Consider the following 23,578-nt stretch of genomic DNA (forward strand, 5'->3'; position numbering starts at 1 on the left):
TGCTTCCGTCGCTGAGTCTTTTCATTTACAGGTTAATTGATTTCGACCGTCACGAGACATAGGTCATCCGCTTCATCGCTCTGATCCGGTTGAATCAACTGATGGATGTTCGGTCCTTGTTGTTCGATCAGATTCTGGATGGCATGGATTCCTTCATCAATGCCTTTACTGTAGAGTTCCATGAAACCATCCGTGTACAGGTAAACACATCCTGGTGAGACGATGTCGATCGTCTTGCTCGAATACGTCGAGTCTTCGAACATACCGACAGGAAGTCCCGTATTCTCAAGCGGAATGATTTGATCATTCATGCGTAACAAACCAGGTGGGTGCCCTGCGTTCGCATAGCTGAGCTTCATCTCATCTAGGTCGATGTAGAGGTAAACGGCAGTGAAATAGATTTCTGTCTCGTCTCCCGGGAACAAACGACTCATCTGCTGATTCAATTCTTCAAGTACTTGTGCTGGATCACCAATCCGGTGCACGAGTTCGAACAAAATCGAACTCATTCCCATCGTGATTAGCGCAGAAGAGACACCGTGTCCCATGACGTCAAACAAGATGATGCCGTATTTATTCTGAGAGATGCGGTACCAGGCGTACATATCTCCCGCGAGCTTTTTAGAAGGGATATACGTCGCCATGATGCGGATCTCATCGTCTTCGATATTGGCACTGAGCACACTCTGTTGCAGTTTTTGCGCCAAATCAAAGTCTTCCTGTAATACTTTTTCATATCGTTTTCGCGCATCGATTGCTTGCTTCAGACCAATCGCGTTACGAACTCGCGCGAGCAATTCCGTTTTACGGATCGGTTTCGTTGTATAATCCGATGCTCCTGCATTCAGTCCATCAACGATATCTTCTTCGTTTGATCGCCCGGAAACGATCAGAATCGGTAATTCATCAAGACCAAACCGTTTTCGAATCAAACGTGTCGCCTCGATTCCGCTGATTCCTGGCATTTCGACGTCGAGGAGAACGACGTCCAACTGTTCGATGAATAACGGATCCTCCATCAATTCGATTGCTTCTTCCCCACTCATCGCCTTGACGACGTCATAGCCTTCATTTTCTAACAATCGCTCTAGGAGCATTAAATTCGTTAACTCATCATCTACGACCAAAATACTCATACGCCGTCACCTCGTTCCGTTTAACATGTTTATCTGACATCAGTTTAGCACACAACCTACAATTTCGTTTAGACGGAAGCTGCGTTTTCCGTCATACTAGAAAGTGAACGAAAGGAGGAGTGGACTATGTGGTTATATGTCGTCTCCATTCTCATCATCGTATTCGTCTTGGTCGCCTCGATCATCGTCATTTCGAAAGGATATGGCTACAAAGGCAACAAAGATGATATCGAAATCGATTATGATGAAATCAACCGAAAACTTCGTCACGAAAATGATGATGATTCATCCAACAAATGAACCTCTTAGACCATCATATCACGATGGTCTTTTTTATATTCATTTCAAATACATGTTATTTTTAAATGTTTTTTATTCACTCACAAGGGTATATCCATATCATGGTTAAATATTATCTCAAGGGAGTGTTCATCATGGAACCGAAGCTTCAACATGATCCACACGTAGCACACGCAGAACATCCGAATCGCCAGTTCGATCAGGAAGAATCATCAGGTCGTCAAATCAATCTCGTCACAGGGATGTTGCTCGGTGCCCTTGTCGGCGGTCTATTGACGCTACTTAGTTCTTCGTCTCGCCAAAATACGAAACAGAGTTTACGGGGAGCGAAAGATTCCGTCTCTACCCTCGCGTCTTCTATTAAGGAAGATCCGTCAGGCAAAGCGTCACAAGTCATCAATCAAGTGAAGAGTGCTTCAAGCATCATTCAAGAAGTCGCATCTGACGTTCAAAATGTCTATGACAAAGTGAACACAGAGCTTGAAACGGTGAAATCAGATGCCTCGACGGTGAAAGAGACAGTAAATGAGACGAAAGGTGACTTGAATGCGATCAGCAATAAAGTCGTCGAAGCGAAGGATGTCGCACTCGGCAAAGAAGAACCACCTGCTGAGCATGATGCTTCCGACAAACAAGCAAATGATTCTCAATCTTCTGAGGAAAAACATAAAGGTGAAGGCATCTAATCATTCAATGCACTTCTTCTTTCTCCCCGACATGTTCAGCATGTCGGGGTTTTTAGCGTAGGAATTGAACAACGATCGCAACGCGTTCGCGCATTCCAAATCGAAGGACTCCTGAAAGTGGCGTTTCAGCCGGAATCGCATCCGTCTGTAAACCAAGTTGTTTCGCCTCTTGTCGCGCACGGTACAGATGAAAGTCTGACGTGACGATCGAGACGCGACGAACGTCCTTTGGCAACAACGCTTTTGAAAATTGTAGATTTTCCGTCGTTGATGTCGAGTCGGCTTCAAGGATCAACCGCTCTTCAGCAATCCCAGATGCCACCATCCCGCGACGCATCGCCTCTGCTTCTGAAATATCTTCATCTGGACCTTGTCCACCACTTAAGATGAAGCGGACATTCGGATGTTGTTTCCCATATGCCGCAGCCGCCTGAATCCGGTTATGTAGGATTTGCGACGGTTTTTCTCCTTTGACACCCGCACCGAGGACGATGACATACGGTGACGTCCCATCAGCGAGTGGCCGTTCCCCTTTATTAACGAAAATACCGACACTATACCAGAAGGCGACACAAGCGACTAATCCCCCACCAACCATCCATTTGATGTTTCGTTTGTTAAACGTGCGTTTGATCATACCGTACGACCTCTCTACTAAAAAATGGCTTACGGTAGGCAATACGAATGGTTCTCCAAAAAAGTTTCAGCATAACAGGTTCGGACTCCATGAAAAAAGGCTGACTCAAAAAAGAATGACGCGTCTTTTCACGCCCTTTCCTCAGGCGAGAAACAAGACAGTTTTCCCTGTAGGAGTGGCGTGAAACGCGTCATTCTTTTTGTTACAAGATAAGGGTGGCAGATCATCATTCTGCCACCCTTATCTTTGTAGAGACTGACTGTTGAATCAGCCCCTTTCCTATTTATTGACTCGTTATCAATTTCCCCAAATTGATGTTACGTATTCCGGATGATCGATGAACGGATTCCGGTTTTTTTGCCACTTCTCGAAGATGACATCGTTGCGACGTTTCTCGAAGCTATCAACTGGGTCAAGCTTATTCCATGCTTTCAGCGTCGACAATTTGCCGTGTAACGGGTTCGTACCATTATTGACGTTTTCTGAAGCTTCGAGATCGATTTCTCCGCCACCTTCATAACGAACCGCCATGTAGAAGATCATCCGCGCGATATCACCTTTGACACGGTTCGGTGGTTCCCACGAATCACTATCGCGGTAGCAATCGCATCCACTGTACTTCGTACCGCCATTATCGAAGTCAAGATTGCCCCGTGCACTATTGACGACGACATCTTCCGGACGCAAGTGATGCAAGTCTGTTCCAGGACCGTTCGTCGTACCAAAGTCACCGTGCGACTTTGCCCAGACGTGCTCCCGGTTCCACTGACCGACATTCCCACCGTTGTTACTTTTCGCAATCGATTTCCCCGTGTATAACTCGATGACGTTATTCGCATTGTTTGGATCTTGATCCGTTTCTTTCAGTGCTGTCCATACCGTGTCGTATGACACTTGTGTATGATTATCGATGATATCGTGCAGCGATGCCTTCAACGCTGCCCCTGTCTTGCCCGCTGCTGGTAAATAGTACGCATCGATCGTCGATTGTGACGTGACCATCTGCGGACCTGCTGAAACTTGTTTTGGATCAACTGTTTTTGCTGTGACCGGTGTAAAGACGATTGACCCGAGTGCAAGTGTTGCGGCAAGCGCACCTGTGACCTTTGACTTCCAGTTCATGTGTGTTCCCCCTTAAATGGTATGTATGAGAGCTGGTGTTACACGCTCATTTTCACACCGAATCCATTCCTGGTGGAAGATGGACGATAGACCTGCTTTTTTAAAGGTGAGTCGTCATTCAGAATATCCATCGAAAGGCAACGGTTAGATGGTCCTGATTTTTTTCATTTATGACGTCAATCCCATCAAAATAGTTCTTCAGAAGAAATATTCTAGGGTCAAAAGTCACGAACAAAAGAGACTTACAAATAAGAATCCGGGACGATATTCCTCCTGTCTAAAGCTTCCCTATAATAAATAATGCAAGCGCTTTCACAAATCATAAGGAGGTCTTTACGTGAAACAAAAAAGATGGATTTTAGCAACCGTCGCATCCGCTGCTTTTTTAGTGCCACTTGCGCGACCGATTGCAGTCGGCGCAACGGCAGACAACGGAACGATGATGCAGTATTTCGAATGGTATGTGCCAAATGATGGTAACCACTGGAACCGTCTCGGGAGTGACGCAACAAAGCTTGATCAGCTCGGAATCACATCGGTCTGGATTCCGCCTGCTTACAAAGGGACTTCGCAAAATGATGTCGGATACGGCGCCTACGATTTATACGATTTAGGTGAGTTCAATCAAAAAGGAACGGTCCGTACGAAATACGGCACAAAGGCGCAATTAAAAACGGCGATCGGACAATTGCATACCGCCGGAATCGATGTCTATGGCGATGTCGTCATGAACCATAAAGGTGGCGCCGATTTCACGGAAGCCGTCACGGCAGTCGAAGTCAATCCGGGTAACCGTAATCAAGAAGTCTCTGGTGATTATCAAATCCAGGCATGGACGGGCTTCAATTTTGCAGCGCGAAATAACCTCTACTCGAACTTCAAATGGAAATGGTACCACTTCGACGGCACGGACTGGGATCAATCGCGTTCAAAAAGCGCCATCTATAAGTTCCGCGGTACCGGTAAAGCGTGGGATACGGATGTCTCAACTGAAAATGGTAACTACGATTACTTGATGTATGCGGATCTTGACTTCGATCATCCAGAAGTCCAGCAAGAAATGAAGAACTGGGGAAAATGGTACGTCAACGAACTTGGTCTTGATGGATTCCGTCTTGATGCCGTCAAGCATATCAAACATGGTTACTTAGCGGACTGGCTCGCGAACGTTCGTCAGACGACAGGCAAACCATTGTTCACAGTCGCAGAGTATTGGCAGAACGATCTTGGCACGTTGCAAAACTACTTAAGCCGGACGAATTATCAACAATCCGTCTTTGATGCACCGCTTCATTATAAGTTCGAACAGGCAAGTAAAGGTGGCGGGTACTACGACATGCGGACAATCTTTGATGGTACTCTCGTTAAGAGTAATCCGGTTCAAGCTGTCACACTCGTTGAGAACCATGATTCACAACCCGGACAATCACTTGAATCAACGGTTCAGTCATGGTTCAAACCACTTGCTTACGCGATGATTCTGACACGTGAACAAGGGTATCCGTCGGTCTTCTATGGTGACTACTATGGTACAAAGGGTACGTCGAATCGCGAAATTCCAGCACTCGCTTCGAAGATTGATCCGTTACTTAAAGCACGGAAGGACTTCGCGTTCGGGAAACAAAATGATTACCTCGATAACCAAGACATCATCGGTTGGACACGTGAAGGTGTCTCAGACCGGGCAAAATCAGGTCTTGCGACAATCCTTTCGGATGGTCCTGGCGGTAGCAAGTGGATGTACGTCGGGCTTCAGAACAAAGGAGAAGTCTGGACAGACATCACTGGAAACAACACAGCATCGGTCACGATCAACCAAGATGGCTACGGTCAATTCTTCGTCAATGGTGGTTCAGTCTCCGTCTATCGTCAACAATAAGCAATCAAAAGAGGCTGACTCAAAAAAAAGAATGACGCGTCTTTTCACGCCCTTTCCTCAGACGAGACACAAGCCAGTTTTCCTGCTTCGTTGAAGCAGGAAAACTGGCTTGTTCGTCTCTGACAGCGCATAAATGCGCTTGTTCCTGTAGGAGTGTCGTGTGACGCGTCATTCTTTTTGTTACGAGATAAGGATGGCAGATTATCATTCTTCCACCCTTATCTTTGTAGAGACTGACTTTTGAGTCAGCCCCTTCTTCATCATTCAGCGAGACCGACACTCGATTTGATATGATCTTCTGTTTCAATCGCTTGTAAGAGGAAATGCGCCACATCTGCGCGATTGATCTGTTTCGCATCTTCCGGTACACCTGTATCTGCTTGACGATAAAGTCCCGTCAACGGACCGTTCAGTAAGCGAAGTGGTCGGGCCACCGTATAGTTCAAATCTGCTTGTTGCAAAAGCGCGATCGCTTGGCGATGATCCTTCAGTGGATTTTTCAGAATCCGCTGAGCAAGCATCCCTTGTACACCCGGTAATTCATCATCAACACCGGCAGACGCAACATAACCAATCCGGTCTACCCCCTGTTTTTTCATCGCTGTCACGATCCGAACGAGACTTCGTTCTAAAAAGCCACTGTAAGCAAGACTTTCCGTACCGAGTGCTGTCAGGACAGCCTCTTGCCCGGCAACAGCAGCCGTCACCGCTTCTTGATCGAGCACGTCGCCTTTAACGACGTGTAACCGTTCGTCACGTAGTGTCAGTTTTTCCGGACTACGGACGAATGCTGTGACCTCATGCCCGTGATCAATCGCTTGTTTGACCAGTTCTTGCCCCGTTTGACCCGTCGCTCCAAAAATAATCAATTTCATACAAAACACCCTTTCTCTTTCAAGAACCACTGATTTCATCATACCCTCACCACTTGAAAATGAATCGTCTCACCTTGTCTTTATTTTCAGAAAATTGTTTTTATTTGTTAAGTGTGTATGCTAAAATCTTCCTAAGTACATATGGATATTTTTTCCTTAAAAACAGGAAGGAGGATCGCTTGTGTTACGGCAACGCTTTATCATGTCGCTTGGTGTCATTCTGATTGGTCTGTTCTTGTTTCAAACTACCGCGACGTACGTCTATACGCATTACATCATGCCGGATCCTGTTAAAAATCCATCAGACTGGCGATACGTAGATGGAGATATTGATCGTAAAAATGATTCTGGTCCCTCTCAAGTTACAAGAGATAAGATGCCATTTAGTCCAATCGAACGAATACCTGGTCCAAAAGAGCTCTGGAAATCCCTTAAAGCGGATGCTTCTGACTCCCCCTTTTCTTATCTGCAATACATCATTTTAATCAGCTTGTTTAGTTTCATGGTCTGGAAACTCGTTCAGTCGCGTCGCGTGAAAAAACGACGCAGGTCTACAGGAGAAGTAACGGATGACGTTCCATTTTCTCAATCGGTCTTTCGTCCTGCTTCTTTAAGAAAATCGCCTTACCTGTATGCATCGTATTCGTCTTCACGTGTCCGTGATCTCGTCATCCGCTTTGAGCAACACTTACCGCGCTGTCAGCAACGTCGTCCGAACGAAACGCTCGAAGACTGGTTACGTCGGATTGAAGTCCCTGTCGATTTTCAGTTATATCGGAATATTCGCTACGGTGATATGTCGGAAACGATCGTCACGGACGATGAAATTCTACGCTTCGAACAACAACTAGCACGCTACTCAACCATTTAACCTTGGAGGGATTTCCTATGAAACTACAACAATTAAAAGACCAACTCAATTCAATCTATCTCGGTAAACCGGACGTCATTGATCTCTGTCTGACGGCACTCATCGCAGAAGGACATATTCTATTAGAAGATGTACCGGGAACGGGGAAAACGATGCTCGCGAAGGCGCTCGCTCAAAGCTTCGAGAGTGCCTTCTCGCGGATCCAGTTCACGGCGGACCTTCTCCCGTCAGACGTCATCGGTTCGGACTTCTTCAACTTAAAGACGCAGGAGTTCGAGAATAAACGCGGTCCATTGTTTGCGAACGTCGTCTTGATCGATGAGATCAACCGTGCCGTTCCGCGGACACAATCGGCATTACTTGAAGCGATGGAAGAGCGTCAGGTCTCGATCGGTGGAACGACTTATCAGATGCCAGCACCATTCTTCGTCATCGCGACACAAAATCCGATTGAATCGGCAGGAACGTTCCCGCTACCAGACGCCCAACTCGATCGATTCATGGTCGCAATTGAAGTCGGTTATCCGGATTTCGAGAATGAACGCCGCTTATTGTCTGAGATTCTGACGAACGTCCGTCGATCAGCCGTCGGCATCGCGTCAGGTGGCGACTTGATTTCCTGGCAGGAAGAGGCACGCCGCGTCCATGCATCGCAAGACGTGCTCGATTATCTATTACACATCGTTCAAGCGACACGAAATCATGAACTCATTGAAGTCGGCGTCAGTCCGCGTGGAGCGATTGCATTACTTCGCGCCTCGCAAAGTTACGCGTTCTTGAATCAACGCGACTTCATCATCCCGGAAGATATCAAATATCTTGCAAAACACGTCCTATCCCATCGCCTGACACTGACACTCGAAGGTGGAATCAAAACGACGAAAGCGGCTGTCTTGACGCATATTCTGGACGACGTGCCGGTTCCGGTCGAGATGGGGTGACGAATCATGCAGATTGAACGTTCCGTCCCGTTTTGGCTTGAACGCCGACTTTTTCCACTGTACGTCACGATGACATTCATCTTCCTCTTCATTCCGCATCTTTCCGTCCTCGGATTTCTGTTCGCAGCTTTGGCGACGATTCATTTCGTCGTCGGGCGAACAGAAAAGCAGTTACGACGGGATGTCGCCATCGAATGGAAACATTATGAATCATTGATGTTCAACCAGGAGAAGACATCGCTCCATTTGCAAGTCTTCGGCGTCGAATCCTTGAGTCAGCTTGGGCTCGAAGCGACACTTCGTTTGCACACGGATGGCGGAGTCATCTTCCCGGAGATGGATCCACTACACCCGGCGACGTTTCATGCAGTGATTGACTCTGAAGACGCAGTGACGATTCCGATTCAGACGGTTCGCCGTGGACCAGCCGAATTCGATGAAATCATCTTGACGATTCGCCTGCCGTGGAAGATGGGTGTCTATCTCTTTACGTTCGATACGTATCCGTCGTTTACAGTCTTACCGTCCTTGACGGCGCAAGCGACACCATTGCTTTTACAGCGCTTACGGATCGGCGATCGACCGGACCGCTACTCACCGCTCAAGAACAAACTCGTTCAACTTGGTGCAAAACCTTATACGGCGGAACCGTCAAAAGAAATTGATTGGTATGCGACGGCGAAGACCGGTCGCCTGCAGGCGAAAGTGTTCGAAACAAGCAATCAGGATACGTTTACGATTGCCTTGAATTTATCAGCCCCGAGCGGTTACGGTCTCCATCAACAATTTGAGACGTTCATTGAACAAGCCGCATTCCTGATCAGTGAATTAATCAAGGAAGGCTGTAAGATCGAACTATTCCTCAATCGACTCGACGGAGCGAACCGAATGACGCATCTCTCATTACAAGAAGGACAACCACAATTAAAACATGTCCTGATGACGCTCTCGACGGTCTCGACGCGTGATTCGTTCATCGCAACGCAACAGTTCGAACGCTACGTACTGCGCCGGAAACATATGAACAGTCAATTGATCCAAATTGGTAATGACCGGATCCTCGCCATTGGATGACTTTAATGAAAGGAGTCTCGTTCATGATTTTTTTTGCTCGAAAATCACTACAGCTCATCATCGCTTTTTTCGTTTTGATCGCAATCAGTGCGCTTCCATCACTTGTCGTCCGTATGCATTTCGTTCCCGAAAGTTACTGGACTGGCTTACAGGAACAGTTCCATCAACTCACTAAGCTGAATGAAATTACGTACTATAACGTCACTGCAGAACGAGAAGATCTGCTACTCCCTGCCTTACAACCATTGATTCAGGAAACTCTGATTCTGTTTTTGACTTCGCTTGCCGTCTCATTTATGGTTGCGATTTTATACGTCTCTCTTTTTTACCGAAGTGGTAAATGGATGCGAACATTCTTGAGACAAATGAGTCGCACGCTCGAAATGGTCCCTGATTTATTTTGGGTCATCCTTTCTCAATCCCTTGTCATTTATCTCTTTAAAACGACTGGTTTTGACCGGATCGAGGTCGCCGGAACGTATGCTGACTCTATTCGTTTTCTACCGATTCTATGTTTGACTTTGACGACAGTCTTTTTCTTTATCAAATGGCTGACGACACAAATCTTAGATCAAGAGGAGTCCTTGTTCCTCGAACTTGCGCGTGCGAAGGGTCTTAAGAACAGCACACTTTTTTGGAAGCATTTGTTACCGACGATGTTCTATCGCTTTTACTTATTCTTTAGATCAAATATCATCACGGTGTTATCGAGTTTATTAATCATTGAATATACTTTCGAAGTACAAGGACTATTCCGCTTCGTCCTCTATAATTCACAAATGCCGATTCTGCTTGTTATTTTATTTTTAGTCTACCTTCCGATTTTCGTATTGGATCTCCTAGCAGAATGGCTTATTCCAAATGCATGGAAAGGAGAACTCTAATGCGACGGACTCTTGTGCGTGATCCGATTTTTTGGATATGTATCCTCATACTGACCAGTCTGCTTTTGATGAGTTTTGGAAACACGATTTTTCGAGATGGACAAGTGGATCGTATTTCAAATCGCTATGCTGATGATGGCACCTTCATTGCCACCTCTCCGCTAAAACCTTCATTGGATCAATGGCTTGGAACCGACCGTTCAGGAAACGACTTGTTCCAAATGATGATCGAAGGGTTCAAATGGACTTTTGGTGTCTGCGCGTTTGTTGCGTTAGGACGCCTCATACTCGGGCTGATGATAGGTATTCCATTAGCCTTTCGTGGAAAACGGCTGCACGGTGTACTAAAAGTTGTCATGGATGGGTTTTTAGTGCTACCTGTCTCGCTACTTGCCTTGATGCTTATGTTATCCTCTCTTATATTTCCTGAGATGTTGGCTGTTCCTTACCTTTCAGATCGTCTGACTTTCGAATTCACGATTTTGATCGCACTGGGTTTACCCTCACTCGTCCTCTATATCATTGGCGAGACACGGCAAATTTTAACGCAAGAGTTCATGGTCGTTGCATCAACGCTCGGGGGTGGGACATGGCATCGTTTCCGTCGCCACCTTTGGCCACATCTTGTTCCGACGTTATCGATCATTTTCATGCAACAATTCATTCAAACTTTGATGCTCCTGGTGCAATTATCGCTATTCGGAATCTTCTTCTCAGGTACGATCATCTTATATGAAGGCATCACTCCACTGATTTTCGAATGGGCGTCGATGTTTGGATACTATTTCAATCAGTTTTCTGCTGTCTCTTGGATCAATCATATGTTCCTTGTTCCAACGATTGGTATTGCCTTGTTGATTTTCTTATGTAATCTATTAACGAGTCGACTCGAACGCGCGTATCGTATTCGCCGTCACGATCAACCTGTCATCGAAGAGACATCGATTGTTCAACACGAGGCAGCGGTCACATCACTCGATGATCCATTCGCTCCCGTTCGCCATCACATCAAGCAAGAAACACGTTGACAATCCATTTTTTCCCTCTTAAACCAGAAAAAACATGGATTGAGGGCGTCCAATGTAAGTCATTCTGAATTCTCACTCCTAATCAATTAAAACATGTCCTGATGACCCTTTCGACGGTCTCAACGCGTGATTCGTTCATCGCAACACAACAGTTCGAACGCTATGTACTGCGCCGAAAACATATGAATAGTCAGTTGATCCAGATGGGTAATGACCAGATCCTCGCCATCGGCTGAGGATCCAAAGAAAGGAGTTTTTCACCTCATGGTGTGTTTATCGCCCGAAAATCAATTCAGCTCATCGTGGCTTTTTTTGTCTTGATTGCGATCAGCGCTCTTCCGGCGCTCGTCGCGCAAATGAAATTCAACCCAGCAAGCTACTGGGAAGGTCTGAAACAGCAATTTGCTCAATTAACGAAACTTGATGAGATTACCTATTTCAACGTAACCGCTCAAAAGGAGTTCTTATTGCTTCCTACCATCAGTCCCTTTATTAAAGAGACATTAATCATCTTTACGACAGCTATGTTAGTCTCCGCTGTGTGTGCGATTTTTTATGCTTATTAGTTTTATCGGAGTGGCCGCAAAACACGCATGATGCTGAAACAGACAACGCGGACGCTTGAGATGGTTCCGGATTTGTTCTGGATCATTCTTTCACAATTCCTTATCCTTTATCTGTTTAAAACGACCGGGTATGACAAAATCGAAATTGCGGGATCCTATGCTGAGCACATTCGTTTTTTACCGATTCTTACCCTAACGTTGACAACACTATTCTTCTTCATCAAATGGTTGACGACGCAAGTACTCGAACAGGAAGCTGCTCCTTTCCTTGAACTCGCACGGGCTAAAGGCATTCATCCTGCTGCTCTTTTCTGGAAACACTTGATTCCGACAGTGATCTATCGGTTTTATCTGTTTTTCCGAGCGAATATCATTACGGTCTTATCGAGTCTCGTGATCATTGAATACACATTCGAAGTCCAAGGTATGTTCCGGTTCGTCTTTTATAATGGACAAATGCCGATTTTGATGGTCATCTTGTTTTTAATCTATCTGCCGATCTTTATCATTGATTTACTGGCAGAATGGCTAATTCCGAACGCCTGGAAAGGAGGCATTTGATGCGTCGTACTTTGATGCGAGATCCTATCTTCTGGCTATGTTTAGTTTTACTCACTGGTTTACTGCTCTTTAGTTTTGGAAATACGATCTTCCGTGATGGTCAAGTCGATCAAATCTCGAACCGGTATGCTGAAGACGGTACGTTCCTTGCGACGTCACCACTAAAACCGTCAAGTGATCAATGGCTCGGTACAGACCGCTCTGGCTATGACCTCTTTCAATTGATGATTGAAGGATTTAAATGGACAGCCGGTATTTGTATGATTGTTGCGCTCGGTCGAATGTTTCTTTCGCTAGTGATTGCGATTCCGCTAGCTTTTAGAAGTGCTCGCGTCAATCGATACTTAAAACTTATTCTTGATGGATTTTTAGTTTTACCGCTCTCTCTTGTCGCGTTGCTCCTTTTGCTTCCATCACTTACGTTCTTTGATTCGACTGCTATCCCACCGTTGTTCGACCGTGTATCGTTCGAGTTGATCGTCTTGATTTTGCTTGGTCTCCCCTCTTTATCGCTTTATCTGATTGCTGAGACCCGTCAGTTACTTAGTCAAGAGTTCATGATTGTCGCCCAGACGCTTGGTGGCAGTCCGTGGCATCGGTTCAGACGCCACATTTGGCCACATCTTGTTCCAACGTTGACAATCGTTTTTATGCAACAGTTCATCCAAACGTTGATGTTACTCGTTCACTTATCACTTTTCAAAATTTTCTTCGCTGGAACGGTTAATTTACATGTAGGAACTGCCCCAACGATTTTTGAGTGGTCCTCGATGTTCGGTTATTACTATAACCAGTTTTCAGCGACGTCTTGGCTCAATCATATGTTCCTTGTTCCACTGATTGGGCTAGCATTAGTCGTCTTTTTCAGCAATCTATTCATGAGTCGACTCGAACGGGCTTTCCGCTTCCGCCAGCAACTAAAACCAATCAAGCTATCGGCATCTCGTGCTCAAGACGAAGCCGCTGCGACGTCGATGGTCGATCCCTTTACACTCGTTGCCCGGAACTCCCGTCAAGATTCTGATTGACAATCCATTTTTTTCCTCTTACACTAGAAAAAAACATGAAATGAGGGCGTCCAATGTAAGTCATTCTGAATTCTCACTCCTAACTAAATACGTACGATATGGAGGTCATTCAGAATGAACCGGTTTACGCTTTTATTGGTCAGTCAATGGATTGCGAATGCGGGAGATGCGCTCTATATCGTCTCCCTGATCGCGATGATCTATCAAACGACAGGGCAAGCGAGTCTCGCTGCCCTGTTTCCCGTTCTCGTCACAGCAGGCATGACAGGAAGCGGCTTCTTATTCGCCCAAGTCGCTCAACGTGTTCCCCATGCCTCGTTGTTGTTCGGCAGTCAACTCCTCAAGACGATTCTATTAGGCATCATCTGGGGATTTGATTTACCACTGCCACTTATCCTCGCACTCGTTGGGTGTATCGCTTTCTTCGATGGATTTGCTCGTCCGATCGAAAGTGCCTTCATCCCTCGACTGTGTCAGGATGTCCAGAAAGCTAACAGTCTCGTACAAGGTTCGAATCAAGTGATTCAACTTATCATGTGGCCGCTCGGCGCCATCCTGGTCAGCTGGTTATCGCCTCTTTCCGTCTTGTCCGTCTCGGCTGGTCTGTTTTTAGGTGCCAGTCTCATCAGCTATCTGTTCTATCGAAGCGTCCGCTCTCTACCCGACCCTTCGATGGAAGAAGAAGACGTCTCCTTCCGGTCGAGTATTCGCTACACGCGATCGCATTCTTTCGCGAAAGCCAACACCTACCTCGTCGGAATCGATGCGTTCGTCAGTACGGCGTGGATTTCTGCTCTGTTTCTCGTCTACATCGATACACATTTCCAGCTATCGGAACGCTGGTGGGGCATTCTAAATGCCTTCTATCTGCTGAGCATGATTGCCGGCAGTTACATGATGTTACGTCGTCGTGGAACGCGTTCGTTGCTTTATCGTAGTATCGGCTTTTCGATTGTTGCGACCTTCTTGTTTGCTTTCGCTCCAATCGTCACACTTGCCGTGATCGCTTGTCTGTTCCAAGGGTTTGCAAGTCAAGTCCGAGCGATCGAGCTGAATACGTTGTTGCAGACGACGACACCACTCGAACGGTTACCGTATGTCTATAGCGTGCAACAAACCGTGTATGCACTCTGCTTCTGTCTCGGTAGTCTGCTGTTCGGATGGCTTGCCGATCTGTTTGCGATCGAGATTGTCTATGCGCTCGCAGGAGTCCTCTCCTTGTTGATGTGGCAACCAGCTCGCCAGGTATTGGCACGTTCTTCTCAGGAGCAACGACACGTGTCGTAATAAATGACAGTCAAAAGGACAAAGGTCAATGCACCTTTGTCCTTTTTTTGATTCAGTTCTGACGCATTCGCGTCACACTATACAACAAAAGCAACATAAGTGAGACGAGACCGAGCGCGGCATAGGTCATCTGAAGCGAGAAGACACGTTCGACGAAGACGAACAGCGTACCGGTTCCAAGCACAGCTAACCGTTCAATGACTGAAATCAGCGACGTAAACGTTGCGCGTCCATTTGGCGGTGCAACTTCTTGGATGACAGTGGTCAAATAAGGCTCAGCCCAGCCATAGCACAAGTACAGCGTCCCGAGTAACCCGATACTGACGAGCGGTGAGGCAACCGACAATCCGGCAAGACACACGATATAGATCATCGCCCATCCGACGGGCGATCGGAACCGCGATAATGACGCACCGATCGCCTGCATGATTTGGAATAACACGAAAACGAATCCGAAATGGACCATCGGTATCGTTTGATCCCGTAGATAGAGTTGCCAAAACTCATCGACGAAATCAATCGTCGCCCCGTATAACAAGACAAGACAAAGAATTCGGACGTAGACGCGTCGAAACGAAAAACCGTTTAGTAATGTCTTTAATGAACTCGTCTCTCCGTCCTGTTCTCGCGATGCTTCCTTTAAGAAAAACGTCAGGAGTACTGTTCCGAGCAATACCCACCAGGACACGTGATAGTGCCAAATCAAGTCTACCGATCGCACAGCGTAACTTCCCACAAGTGCTGCAAGTCCTGATGTCAATAACCCACTAATTGAAATCACTCGCCAGACCGTCTCGAATCGCTCTTCTATCCTTTGCATGCGCAATGTTTCATAGACGTGGGCTTCAAGCGATCCACTAAGTGCTGCGCCACCGATGCCGGCAAGGACCATTGCCAAGAGGAAGGTTGGTAATGAGTAGGCTTCAAGCAACACCGTAAACGATAACCACTCACATACGAAACCAGTTAGAATGAACGGCTTTCTGCCCCACCGGTCGGATAACAAACCGAACGGGACCTCACCAATCAACATGACCCAAGCAAAGACGATTTCTGCGATGACGACGTCGGCAATGCTCATTCCCCGGTCTTCCCAGTAAAATCGCTCAATCACATACGCTGGAATGAACGAACTACTGGCTTCGATCAGGATCCAAAGCATGAGTGATCGTCGGACTTAACAAGGCCATCTGCTTCGCCGCATCTCCTCACTTCCTTTCTATTTGATAGTAGTTAATTCCCTTTTTGCAGATGAAACCAACAAAAAAACGCCCTTTGATTAAAAAATCAAAGAACGCTTTTGACATTAACATTCATCTGCCGATTCCGTGACCGGTACGACGGACTGGACGATTGGTAATTCGACGATGAACGCGGACCCGACACCTTCAGTTGATTCGACATGAATCATTCCTTCGTGCGAACGAACGATTTCCTGACAAATCGCAAGACCAAGACCGGTACCGCCGATTTTTCGACTATCCGAATTATCGACTCGGTAAAACTTACTAAACAGTTGTGGTAACGCGTGACGCGGAATGCCGATTCCCTCATCTTCGATTTTCAGCTGGACACGATCTTCGACTTGACGCATCGTGATCGTGATTTGACCACCATCCGGTGAATACTTGATCGCATTGTTGATCAGGTTCGTGAACAGTTGACGCATTTTTTGTTCGTCAGCATGAATCCGCCCTGTCGTCGTTTCTTCAAAATCAAGGACTAACTCGTGATCTTTTGCCGAAGCCGTATGGAACTCGACCGTTTCCTGAATGACTTTCGTCAAATCAAGCGGTTTGAAGTCATATTGTTGCTGACTCGATTCCATGCGTTGGACATCAAGGAAGTCGTTGACGAGATTCGTCAACCGTTCGGTTTCTGCATGAATCGTCTCGAGATACCGTTGACGTTTTGATTCCTGGACGTCGCGCGCGAGCATCAATTCCGTGTAGCCGTAAATCGAGGCAAGCGGTGTCCGCAACTCATGCGAGACGGTCGAGACGAATTCCGATTTCATCCGGTCGATTGCTGTCTCTGCCGTCACGTCACGTAAGACGAGCATCGTACCGCGGAAACAACCACCGTAATGAATTTCCTCTGCATACAGCGTGACGAATCGTTCTTCCTTGTTTAAGGACAACGCCAAGCTCTCCGTCGGAATTTCCTGACTGCAGACATGATCCATGTAGGTTAAGAACGCCTCATGTTGATCGACCTGCACTGCCAACTCTTCGATTTTGACGTCGAGCGTCATCAATCCTTCTTCCGCCACTTGATCGTGCGCCGGATGATGGAATAAAGCGAGCAATGGTTTATTGGCAAAAATCGTCTCTCCTTCGATATAGATGACCGCTTCCCGAATCGAGTGGAGAAGTTTTGACGTCTTTTCCCGTTCTCGTTCGACTTCTTCGAAGACACGCATCCGGAGTAAGGAGAGTGCCAATTGACGGGAGAACGACCAGATTTCGTTCGTCTGGTCTTCCGTAAAGGCATCCCGGTAACGAACGAGGTAAATGCTTGCAATCATCGTGTTCGTCGCTGGATCCATCACCGGTACGACGATTTCGTACATCGTGTACGGATATGGGAGCGGATGATGACTCGCGACTTGTTTCGTCGAGCGAACAGCACGTTTGTTTAGACGTGTGCGTTCGAGTAACGACGTCGAAGCATGGAGTAACTGATACTCTTGCTCCTTCGTCATCCCGTACGAGACGAGATCCGTATAACGGTCTTGCTCTAAGAAGACGATCGCTCCGAGCTCGGCATCGGTGATCGTGATCAACTTTTCGATGATCGCCGGATATGCCGTCAACGTTTCGCGAGAAGCGAGTGTCTCGGTCAACTCATTGCGATAACGCAAATGGGTCTCATTGCGTAACGTGATGTCGAGTGCCTCTTCAAGCTCTTCCTGTTGCGATTGAAGCTCTTCTTGCTGGGCAATTAATTCTTCCTGTTGACTTTGTAGTTCGTCGTTACTTGCGACGAGTTGATGTTTTTGCCCGGAAATGGCGGCTGCCATCTGGTTGAACGTCGTCGTCAACTCACCAATCTCATCTTGACGATTCGTGATGACGATTGGTGTCGCATCCTCACCTTTAGCGAGTCGTCCACTTTCCCGGTTCAACTGACGCAACTGACGCGTCAAGCGGCGGACGAATGGTCGGACGAAAACGAGAGTAATCAACAAGAGGATTGCAATATTGACTGCTCCGAGAATTTGCGACGAGTTGACTTGTTTACCAAGCCGCTCTTGCGCTGCCATCTCTTGATCGTTTAAAGAATTACGATATTTCGTGAAGACCGTCTCCATATCAACGATACTTGAACTCATATCAGCCGCACTCTTCGTCTTGATGTTGAACTTTCGCTGTGGATCAAGTGGTTTTGATTTCGTCACTTTTCCGAGCGTCGGCATCTTCAAGAACGGCTCCGTCACTTTGCCGTCTTTTTTCGCCGCGACATAATTGACGAGGCTCGGCATGACGCGTTGGGTATACGCTGTATAGAGTTCCCGTGCGTCCGTTGCATACTGTCGTTCTTCTTTAAAACGTGCATTTCGCTCGAACCACGTCGTTTGTTGATTGATACCATTTTTCTTTTCTTCGATTTCCTTTAGCATTTCTTCGTCACCAAGCAAGACGAAGCCACGCATCTCGTACTGCATGCTTTGCCATGATTCGTACAAATCCGTCGCCCGTGTCCGATGTTCGTTTAACATCTTTAACTCTTCGCGTGATTCATCCACCTGTTGTTTCGTATATAGGTAGACACCACCTGTCGTTAGCAGCAGTGTCAGAAAAATCACATAAAACGCAGACATGATTTGCCGTCCAATCGTTCGATTCAGCCATGTTCTCATTAAAGAAATTCAACTCCTTTCCCTTTATCCTTCTCCAGCAATAAAGGTATTCCCGTCCATTCATTGTAAACTTTTTTCAATCGATACACAGCATTCTGCTCAAAAAGATTTCAATTTCATACAACTTTAATCTAAATCGTTGTATATGACAATTAGATGTCACGATTCGATCGTTTTCAACAAAAAAAGAGCCCCTCAGGACTCTTTTTAATGATGATGGTGATGGCTATGACTATGGCTCCGGACCGGCTGTTCGTCTGCTAAATGATCCGCATCCAAAATGCCGAGCCGTAAGTATTGGGCGACGACTTGTTTTTTCGTCGTTTCGGAAATCTGATCTGTTCCCTGAATGAGCCTTAAGATACCGGTCGCAATCCGGAACGGTTCGAGATTCGTCTTTTCCACCGGAAAACTTGTCAACGTTTCTAAGTAAGCGATGTAATTCAGTGCATCCGATTCATTCGGACTGACGAGACGCGCCGCATGCTCGCGCAGTTGTTGCGTCAATGAATTCGTTGAGATTCCCTTGGAGGCTGCAGAGATAACTCCGAACAGAATGAATCCGATGATGAGAACGAAAAATCCGACCATGAAAATCGGCATGCCCGAGAAGAAGCCGTCGCCTCCCAGTTCGCTTTCCATGAATGCTAGTGTGAACATGATGAACCCTCCAATTGAACAGTATGATGACGTTAAGTTATATTACGTCATCCTGATCAAGAAAGTTTCACCTAGTTAGGTAGTTTTTGCAAATCAGCTTGGAACCAGTCTTCAACGAAGAAGCGTTCCGTCTCCGTCTCGATTTGATACGAATACAACACTTCGAAGTCGCCTTCCGTCAGCATCGGTAACGTCAATTCGCGCACGAGTTGGCGTAATTCTTCCGTCAGCTCAGCTTCGTAGCGGATGAACCCATCTTCCCGGTGCTCGACTTCCGTCAGATACGGAAGCAGGATATGCTTGCCGAATGATTGTGGATCATCGATCACTTCCGCAGTCACACCAAACAGTTCTTCTGCTTCTTCGACCAGTCCCTCTGCCGACTGTACCTCGATATGATCCGGAAACCAGACCGTCAAGCGGCGCCCTTCCTGTAACAGTCGTTCAAAGACAGGACGAAACGTTTGATTTTGAATCAGTTCGTATTGCATCAGTCTTCCCCTTTCGTGAATTCGAATTTTAATTGATCGCGTTCGAGATAAAGCATCGCCTTGAACTGACGCGCGTTCTTCTTCATCTCAAGTGGCTTTGTCTTTTGACCTGCGAGTACTTTTTTGACTTCCGTTTGTGTCAATTTGGCACCAAGGATCGTTTTCGGTAACGTAAAGCCACAGTTATTCTTCTGATAACCGCTGCAGCCATAGAATTTCCCTCGATCAAGCACTGCTGATTGACACAGTGGGCACGGACCGACCGGACGATTCGTTGCACCCCGCGGAGACTTACTTTTGACTTGTGTCGGATCAACGGCGAGTTGTTCAATTCGTTGTTTGGCATCAACGACGAGATGCTCTGACAATTTTTTCGCCTGTTCAATGAACTGGGCAGCCGACGCTTCCCCTTTCCCGATTTGCTCAAGACGGCTCTCCCACTTCGCTGTCATCTCTGGTGAAGCAAGAATACTTCCTGTCACGGCATCGATCAAGATTCGACCTTTTGGCGTCGGATGGATTTCCTTTTTGACGAGTTTGATGTACTCGCGCCGTTTTAATCCATCGATGATCCCGGCACGGGTTGCTTCCGTCCCGAGTCCCTCGACTTCCTTCATGATTGCTTGCAGCTCATCTTCGAGTAATTTGCCAGCTGTTTTCATGCCGAGGATGAGTGTCCCTTCCGTATAGCGTTTCGGCGGCTCCGTTTGTTTCTCAAGCAGACGACAGCCTTTGATCGGCACCTCTTGTCCTTGTTCGACGGCTGGCAATTCGACTTCTTTTGACTCGATTTGTAAAACCTGTTTAAAGCCCGGATCAATCGTCCGACTGCCGCGCGTCAAAAAACGGTCCATCTCACGCGTCGTCACGATTTCCGTCTTCTCCGAGACGGCGTCCGGTGCAAAGGCAGCAAGAAAACGGCGAACGATTAAATCGTAGACTTGCGCATCGCGTCCCGAGAGCTTCGCGACGGCACCCGCTTCTTCTGTTGGAATGATCGCATAGTGGTCGCTGACCTTTGCCGGATTGACGTAGCGTTTATCGTTTGCTGGATTGTTCGTCAGGACATCCTTGATTGGGCTATATTCCGCTTGCTTCAGTAACCGATCAAGAATGACCGGGAACTGTCCCGCCTCCTCTTTCGTCACGAAGGAAGAGTCCGTTCGTGGATAACTGATCCAACCACGGATATAGAGTTTTTGCGCGATATCGAGCGTCTCTTTTGCACCGAGACCAAACCGTCGGCTCGCTTCTGTTTGTAAGAGCGATAAACTGAACCAAAACGGTGGTCGTTCCGTCTGCCGCTTTTTCTCGATTGATGCGACGACTCCGGTTCCTTTTGTCCGATCCACGATCGCTTGTGCCTGGTCCCGGTCACTCAGCTTCGTCTGTTTCTTCGCATTGATGTATTTTCCTTTGTATCGCGTAAAATCCGCCTCGACTTCGTAGTACGTCTCCGGTCGGAAATTCTCGATTTGTTTTTCCCGTTCGACGATCAGTGCAAGCGTCGGTGTCTGGACCCGTCCGAGGGAAAAGACATCGGCGATGCCCTTCTTCTTCAGTAACGTCGTATACGCACGGGACGCATTCATCCCGATCAACCAATCGGCGCAAGCGCGACTCATTGCCTCGTGAAAAATGTTCTCCGTTTCCTTACCATCGAGCAGGTTCGCAAACCCATGGTCAACGGCTTGAGGTGTCAGACTCGAAATCCAGAGTCGTTGCAGTGGTTTTGCGTTGTTCGCGAGACGTAAGATCAATCGGACGATTGCCTCTCCCTCTCGCTCGGCATCCGATGCTATAATGATGGAAGTCGTCGTCCGCTCATTCAATAATTTCTTGATGACCTGGTATGGTTTACTCTTCCCTTTTGCCAGTCGGTAATCAAATCGTTCCGGGATGATCGGCAGATGATCGTAGTTCCATCGTTTCCATTTGGCGTCATAATGCGCCGGCTCCTGCAGTTCACATAAGTGTCCGACCGCATAAGCGAGTTTTGCTCCTTGCGGAAACCGGTCACATGGTTTGATTTCAATGTAGCCGTCCCGCTTCACCGATGGATACGGAGCTGCCAGTTTTTCCGCTTGTTTTGGTTTTTCAGCAATGATCAATTGCACGCGCTTCACCCTCATTTCCTTACTTCAGACATGTGGAGGTACCCATGCCCTATTTTACGTTATTCATGGCTTTATTCTTTATTTCAACATCGGCAATCTTCGTCAAGTGGGCGGAGACACCGATCGAGGCTGTCGCCTTTTACCGCATGTTGTTTTCGACCTTGTTGTTGCTCCCACTCATTCGATTGAAGGAACTGTTGCAACTCAGTTCGTCGACGATCCGGCATATGCTATTAAGTGGCATTTTGCTCGCCGGGCATTTTTGGCTGTGGTTCCTCTCTCTTGATTATACGACAGTTGCGAGCTCGACGCTCTTCGTGACCGCGAGTCCGATTTTTGTCCTTGCCGGTAACGCGTTATTCTTCAAACAACACCCGTCACGCAAGGCACTCCTGTTCGTAGCTGTCGCCCTATTTGGTGGCGGTCTCGTCGCTTACGGAGATATCGCCGTCGGCATGCGCGCCTTAATTGGGGACGGTCTTGCCTTGCTCGCAACGATTCTCGTCGCTGGTTACTGGTTGCTCGGTCAACATGTTCGCACGAGCGTCTCGACGAACCTCTATTCGTTCGGTGTCTACGCTGTCGCGTCGCTCGTCTTGCTTTTGTTATCGTTGATTCAATCGACGAATCTCGTTGCTGCGTTCCAACAGGATTGGTGGCTGTATATTCTTCTTGCCGTCTTCCCGACGTTACTCGGTCACAATTTATTCAACTGGGCGCTCGCTCGTGTCAGCGCCAGCATCGTCAGTATCACGATCCTTGGCGAAGCGGTCTGGGGGATGATTTTCGGATACTATCTGTTCGATGAGAAGCTGACATGGATTCAAATCACCGGTGCCGCTTTACTGTTGATCGGAATCGGATTGTTCCTCCGACGCAATGAACGTGATATTCGTGAACAACTTGCCCAGCGCGAGAGTGCCACTAGTCAATCCTCCTAATTAAGAAAAGGATGACTAAAAAAAGAACGACTCGTCTCTTCACGCCCTTTCCTCAGGCGAGACACAAGCCGGTTTTCTGCTTCATTTGAGCAGAAAAGCGGGTCTTGTTTGTCTCTGACAGCGCAAAAGTGCGCTTTTTCCTGTAGGAGTAGCGTGTGGCGAGTCTTTTATTACGAAATAAGGGTGGCAGATCATCAGTCTGCCACCCTTTTCTTTGTAGAGATTGACTTTTGAGTCAGCTTTTTCATTACAGAATGTACGAGCGAGAAAGCCCACTCCTTTAGGGGTGGGATGATAGCGAGTTCGGGGACAGGGTGTCTTCAGACACCGCATGTCCCCGACTGTTCTTCCTGATGAAATGCATTTATAGTAAATCTATAATGGAGTTGATTATTAGGATGAAGGAGGTGTCAAAGATGAGTCAAGTCGTTACGGTAGAAGTTCGAATCTATGCCACGCGTCGTCAGGATGCCATCCTAAAAAGGATGGGCAAGACCTATATCCAGACCGCCAACCGAGTCGTGGCGAACATGGTCGCCTCCGAGGACGGGAAGAGGTGGTCGAGCAAGGACATCGACACCCCCCTTCCGAGCGCCGTGAAGAACCAACTCGCAGGAGATGCCGTCGGCATC

22 protein-coding genes and 2 pseudogenes are annotated in these 23,578 nt (G+C 47.2%); 15 read left to right on the forward strand and 9 right to left on the reverse strand.

Features of this window, described 5'->3' with window-relative positions:
- Positions 1-32: 32 nt before the first annotated feature.
- Positions 33-1,136, reverse strand: a complete 1,104-nt coding sequence (locus ITJ88_RS09580; protein WP_035408959.1) for a PP2C family protein-serine/threonine phosphatase — start codon at positions 1,134-1,136, stop codon at positions 33-35.
- A gap of 126 nt (positions 1,137-1,262) precedes the next feature.
- Between ITJ88_RS09580 and ytzI the strand changes: the two genes are divergently transcribed.
- Positions 1,263-1,436 (forward strand): YtzI protein, encoded by a 174-nt coding sequence (gene ytzI / locus ITJ88_RS09585; RefSeq protein ID WP_023467656.1) that lies wholly within the window; start codon positions 1,263-1,265, stop codon positions 1,434-1,436.
- 134 nt (positions 1,437-1,570) lie between these two features.
- Positions 1,571-2,122 (forward strand): hypothetical protein, encoded by a 552-nt coding sequence (locus tag ITJ88_RS09590; RefSeq protein ID WP_195865474.1) that lies wholly within the window; start codon positions 1,571-1,573, stop codon positions 2,120-2,122.
- Positions 2,123-2,174: 52 nt separating this feature from the next.
- Here the strand turns inward: ITJ88_RS09590 and ITJ88_RS09595 are convergent, their stop codons facing one another.
- Both ITJ88_RS09595 and ITJ88_RS09600 read right to left on the reverse strand, forming a co-directional pair.
- Entirely contained in the window at positions 2,175-2,759 is a 585-nt protein-coding gene (locus tag ITJ88_RS09595; RefSeq protein ID WP_195865475.1) for a YdcF family protein, read from the reverse strand.
- Between the two features lie 297 nt (positions 2,760-3,056).
- Entirely contained in the window at positions 3,057-3,881 is an 825-nt protein-coding gene (locus ITJ88_RS09600; RefSeq protein ID WP_064300249.1) for an endonuclease I family protein, read from the reverse strand.
- A gap of 355 nt (positions 3,882-4,236) precedes the next feature.
- Here ITJ88_RS09600 and amyS point away from each other — a divergent pair, with 355 nt between their 5' ends.
- Positions 4,237-5,760, forward strand: coding sequence for an alpha-amylase (amyS, locus tag ITJ88_RS09605; RefSeq protein WP_370567791.1), 1,524 nt, complete (start codon positions 4,237-4,239; stop codon positions 5,758-5,760).
- A gap of 260 nt (positions 5,761-6,020) precedes the next feature.
- Here amyS and ITJ88_RS09610 read toward each other — a convergent pair whose 3' ends face one another.
- On the reverse strand, positions 6,021-6,635 hold the full coding sequence (locus tag ITJ88_RS09610) for an NAD(P)-dependent oxidoreductase (RefSeq protein ID WP_023467651.1): 615 nt from the start codon (positions 6,633-6,635) through the stop codon (positions 6,021-6,023).
- Positions 6,636-6,816: 181 nt separating this feature from the next.
- Between ITJ88_RS09610 and ITJ88_RS09615 the strand changes: the two genes are divergently transcribed.
- The 10 genes and pseudogenes from ITJ88_RS09615 (at position 6,817) to ITJ88_RS09650 (ending at position 14,875) form a co-directional block, all read left to right on the forward strand.
- A complete protein-coding gene (locus ITJ88_RS09615; protein WP_195865477.1) occupies positions 6,817-7,506 on the forward strand; it encodes a hypothetical protein in 690 nt (229 codons plus the stop codon).
- A 17-nt stretch (positions 7,507-7,523) separates the two neighbouring features.
- Complete coding sequence (locus ITJ88_RS09620; protein ID WP_029341157.1) at positions 7,524-8,447, forward strand: AAA family ATPase; 924 nt, start codon at positions 7,524-7,526, stop codon at positions 8,445-8,447.
- Between the two features lie 6 nt (positions 8,448-8,453).
- Complete coding sequence (locus tag ITJ88_RS09625) at positions 8,454-9,521, forward strand: DUF58 domain-containing protein (protein WP_195865478.1); 1,068 nt, start codon at positions 8,454-8,456, stop codon at positions 9,519-9,521.
- Between the two features lie 23 nt (positions 9,522-9,544).
- The gene (locus ITJ88_RS09630) at positions 9,545-10,405 is read left to right on the forward strand and encodes an ABC transporter permease subunit (RefSeq protein WP_195865479.1); all 861 of its coding nucleotides are present in this window, start codon (positions 9,545-9,547) and stop codon (positions 10,403-10,405) included.
- Positions 10,405-11,433, forward strand: coding sequence for an ABC transporter permease (locus tag ITJ88_RS09635; protein ID WP_195865480.1), 1,029 nt, complete (start codon positions 10,405-10,407; stop codon positions 11,431-11,433). Before ITJ88_RS09630 ends, ITJ88_RS09635 begins: the two co-directional genes overlap by 1 nt.
- Positions 11,434-11,534: 101 nt before the next feature.
- Positions 11,535-11,669, forward strand: a complete 135-nt coding sequence (locus tag ITJ88_RS16395; protein ID WP_255524868.1) for a hypothetical protein — start codon at positions 11,535-11,537, stop codon at positions 11,667-11,669.
- 33 nt (positions 11,670-11,702) lie between these two features.
- Complete coding sequence (locus ITJ88_RS16310) at positions 11,703-11,999, forward strand: hypothetical protein (RefSeq protein WP_230088708.1); 297 nt, start codon at positions 11,703-11,705, stop codon at positions 11,997-11,999.
- 18 nt (positions 12,000-12,017) lie between these two features.
- Positions 12,018-12,560, forward strand: a pseudogene (locus ITJ88_RS09640) (ABC transporter permease subunit); the annotation flags it as partial.
- The gene (locus ITJ88_RS09645; protein WP_195865481.1) at positions 12,560-13,588 is read left to right on the forward strand and encodes an ABC transporter permease subunit; all 1,029 of its coding nucleotides are present in this window, start codon (positions 12,560-12,562) and stop codon (positions 13,586-13,588) included. The pseudogene ITJ88_RS09640 and the gene ITJ88_RS09645, both read left to right, overlap by 1 nt.
- Positions 13,589-13,702: 114 nt before the next feature.
- Positions 13,703-14,875 carry an MFS transporter gene (locus ITJ88_RS09650; RefSeq protein WP_195865482.1) on the forward strand — a complete coding sequence of 391 codons (1,173 nt, stop codon included), beginning with the start codon at positions 13,703-13,705 and terminating at the stop codon, positions 14,873-14,875.
- A gap of 52 nt (positions 14,876-14,927) precedes the next feature.
- Here the strand turns inward: ITJ88_RS09650 and ITJ88_RS09655 are convergent, their stop codons facing one another.
- The 5 genes from ITJ88_RS09655 to ITJ88_RS09675 form a co-directional block, all read right to left on the reverse strand.
- Positions 14,928-16,037 carry an MFS transporter gene (locus tag ITJ88_RS09655; RefSeq protein WP_195865483.1) on the reverse strand — a complete coding sequence of 370 codons (1,110 nt, stop codon included), beginning with the start codon at positions 16,035-16,037 and terminating at the stop codon, positions 14,928-14,930.
- A 144-nt stretch (positions 16,038-16,181) separates the two neighbouring features.
- Complete coding sequence (locus ITJ88_RS09660; protein WP_195865484.1) at positions 16,182-18,737, reverse strand: ATP-binding protein; 2,556 nt, start codon at positions 18,735-18,737, stop codon at positions 16,182-16,184.
- A 207-nt stretch (positions 18,738-18,944) separates the two neighbouring features.
- Entirely contained in the window at positions 18,945-19,397 is a 453-nt protein-coding gene (locus ITJ88_RS09665) for a hypothetical protein (protein WP_195865485.1), read from the reverse strand.
- A gap of 71 nt (positions 19,398-19,468) precedes the next feature.
- Entirely contained in the window at positions 19,469-19,888 is a 420-nt protein-coding gene (locus ITJ88_RS09670; RefSeq protein WP_023467641.1) for a hypothetical protein, read from the reverse strand.
- A complete protein-coding gene (locus ITJ88_RS09675; RefSeq protein ID WP_195865486.1) occupies positions 19,888-22,005 on the reverse strand; it encodes a DNA topoisomerase III in 2,118 nt (705 codons plus the stop codon). The genes ITJ88_RS09670 and ITJ88_RS09675 overlap by 1 nt, the downstream gene beginning before the upstream one ends.
- A gap of 44 nt (positions 22,006-22,049) precedes the next feature.
- Between ITJ88_RS09675 and ITJ88_RS09680 the strand changes: the two genes are divergently transcribed.
- On the forward strand, positions 22,050-22,946 hold the full coding sequence (locus ITJ88_RS09680; protein ID WP_023467639.1) for a DMT family transporter: 897 nt from the start codon (positions 22,050-22,052) through the stop codon (positions 22,944-22,946).
- Positions 22,947-23,362: 416 nt separating this feature from the next.
- Positions 23,363-23,578, forward strand: a pseudogene (locus ITJ88_RS09685) (RNA-guided endonuclease TnpB family protein); the annotation flags it as partial.

Source organism: Exiguobacterium abrahamii, from assembly GCF_015645365.1.
Lineage (GTDB): Bacteria > Bacillota > Bacilli > Exiguobacteriales > Exiguobacteriaceae > Exiguobacterium_A > Exiguobacterium_A abrahamii.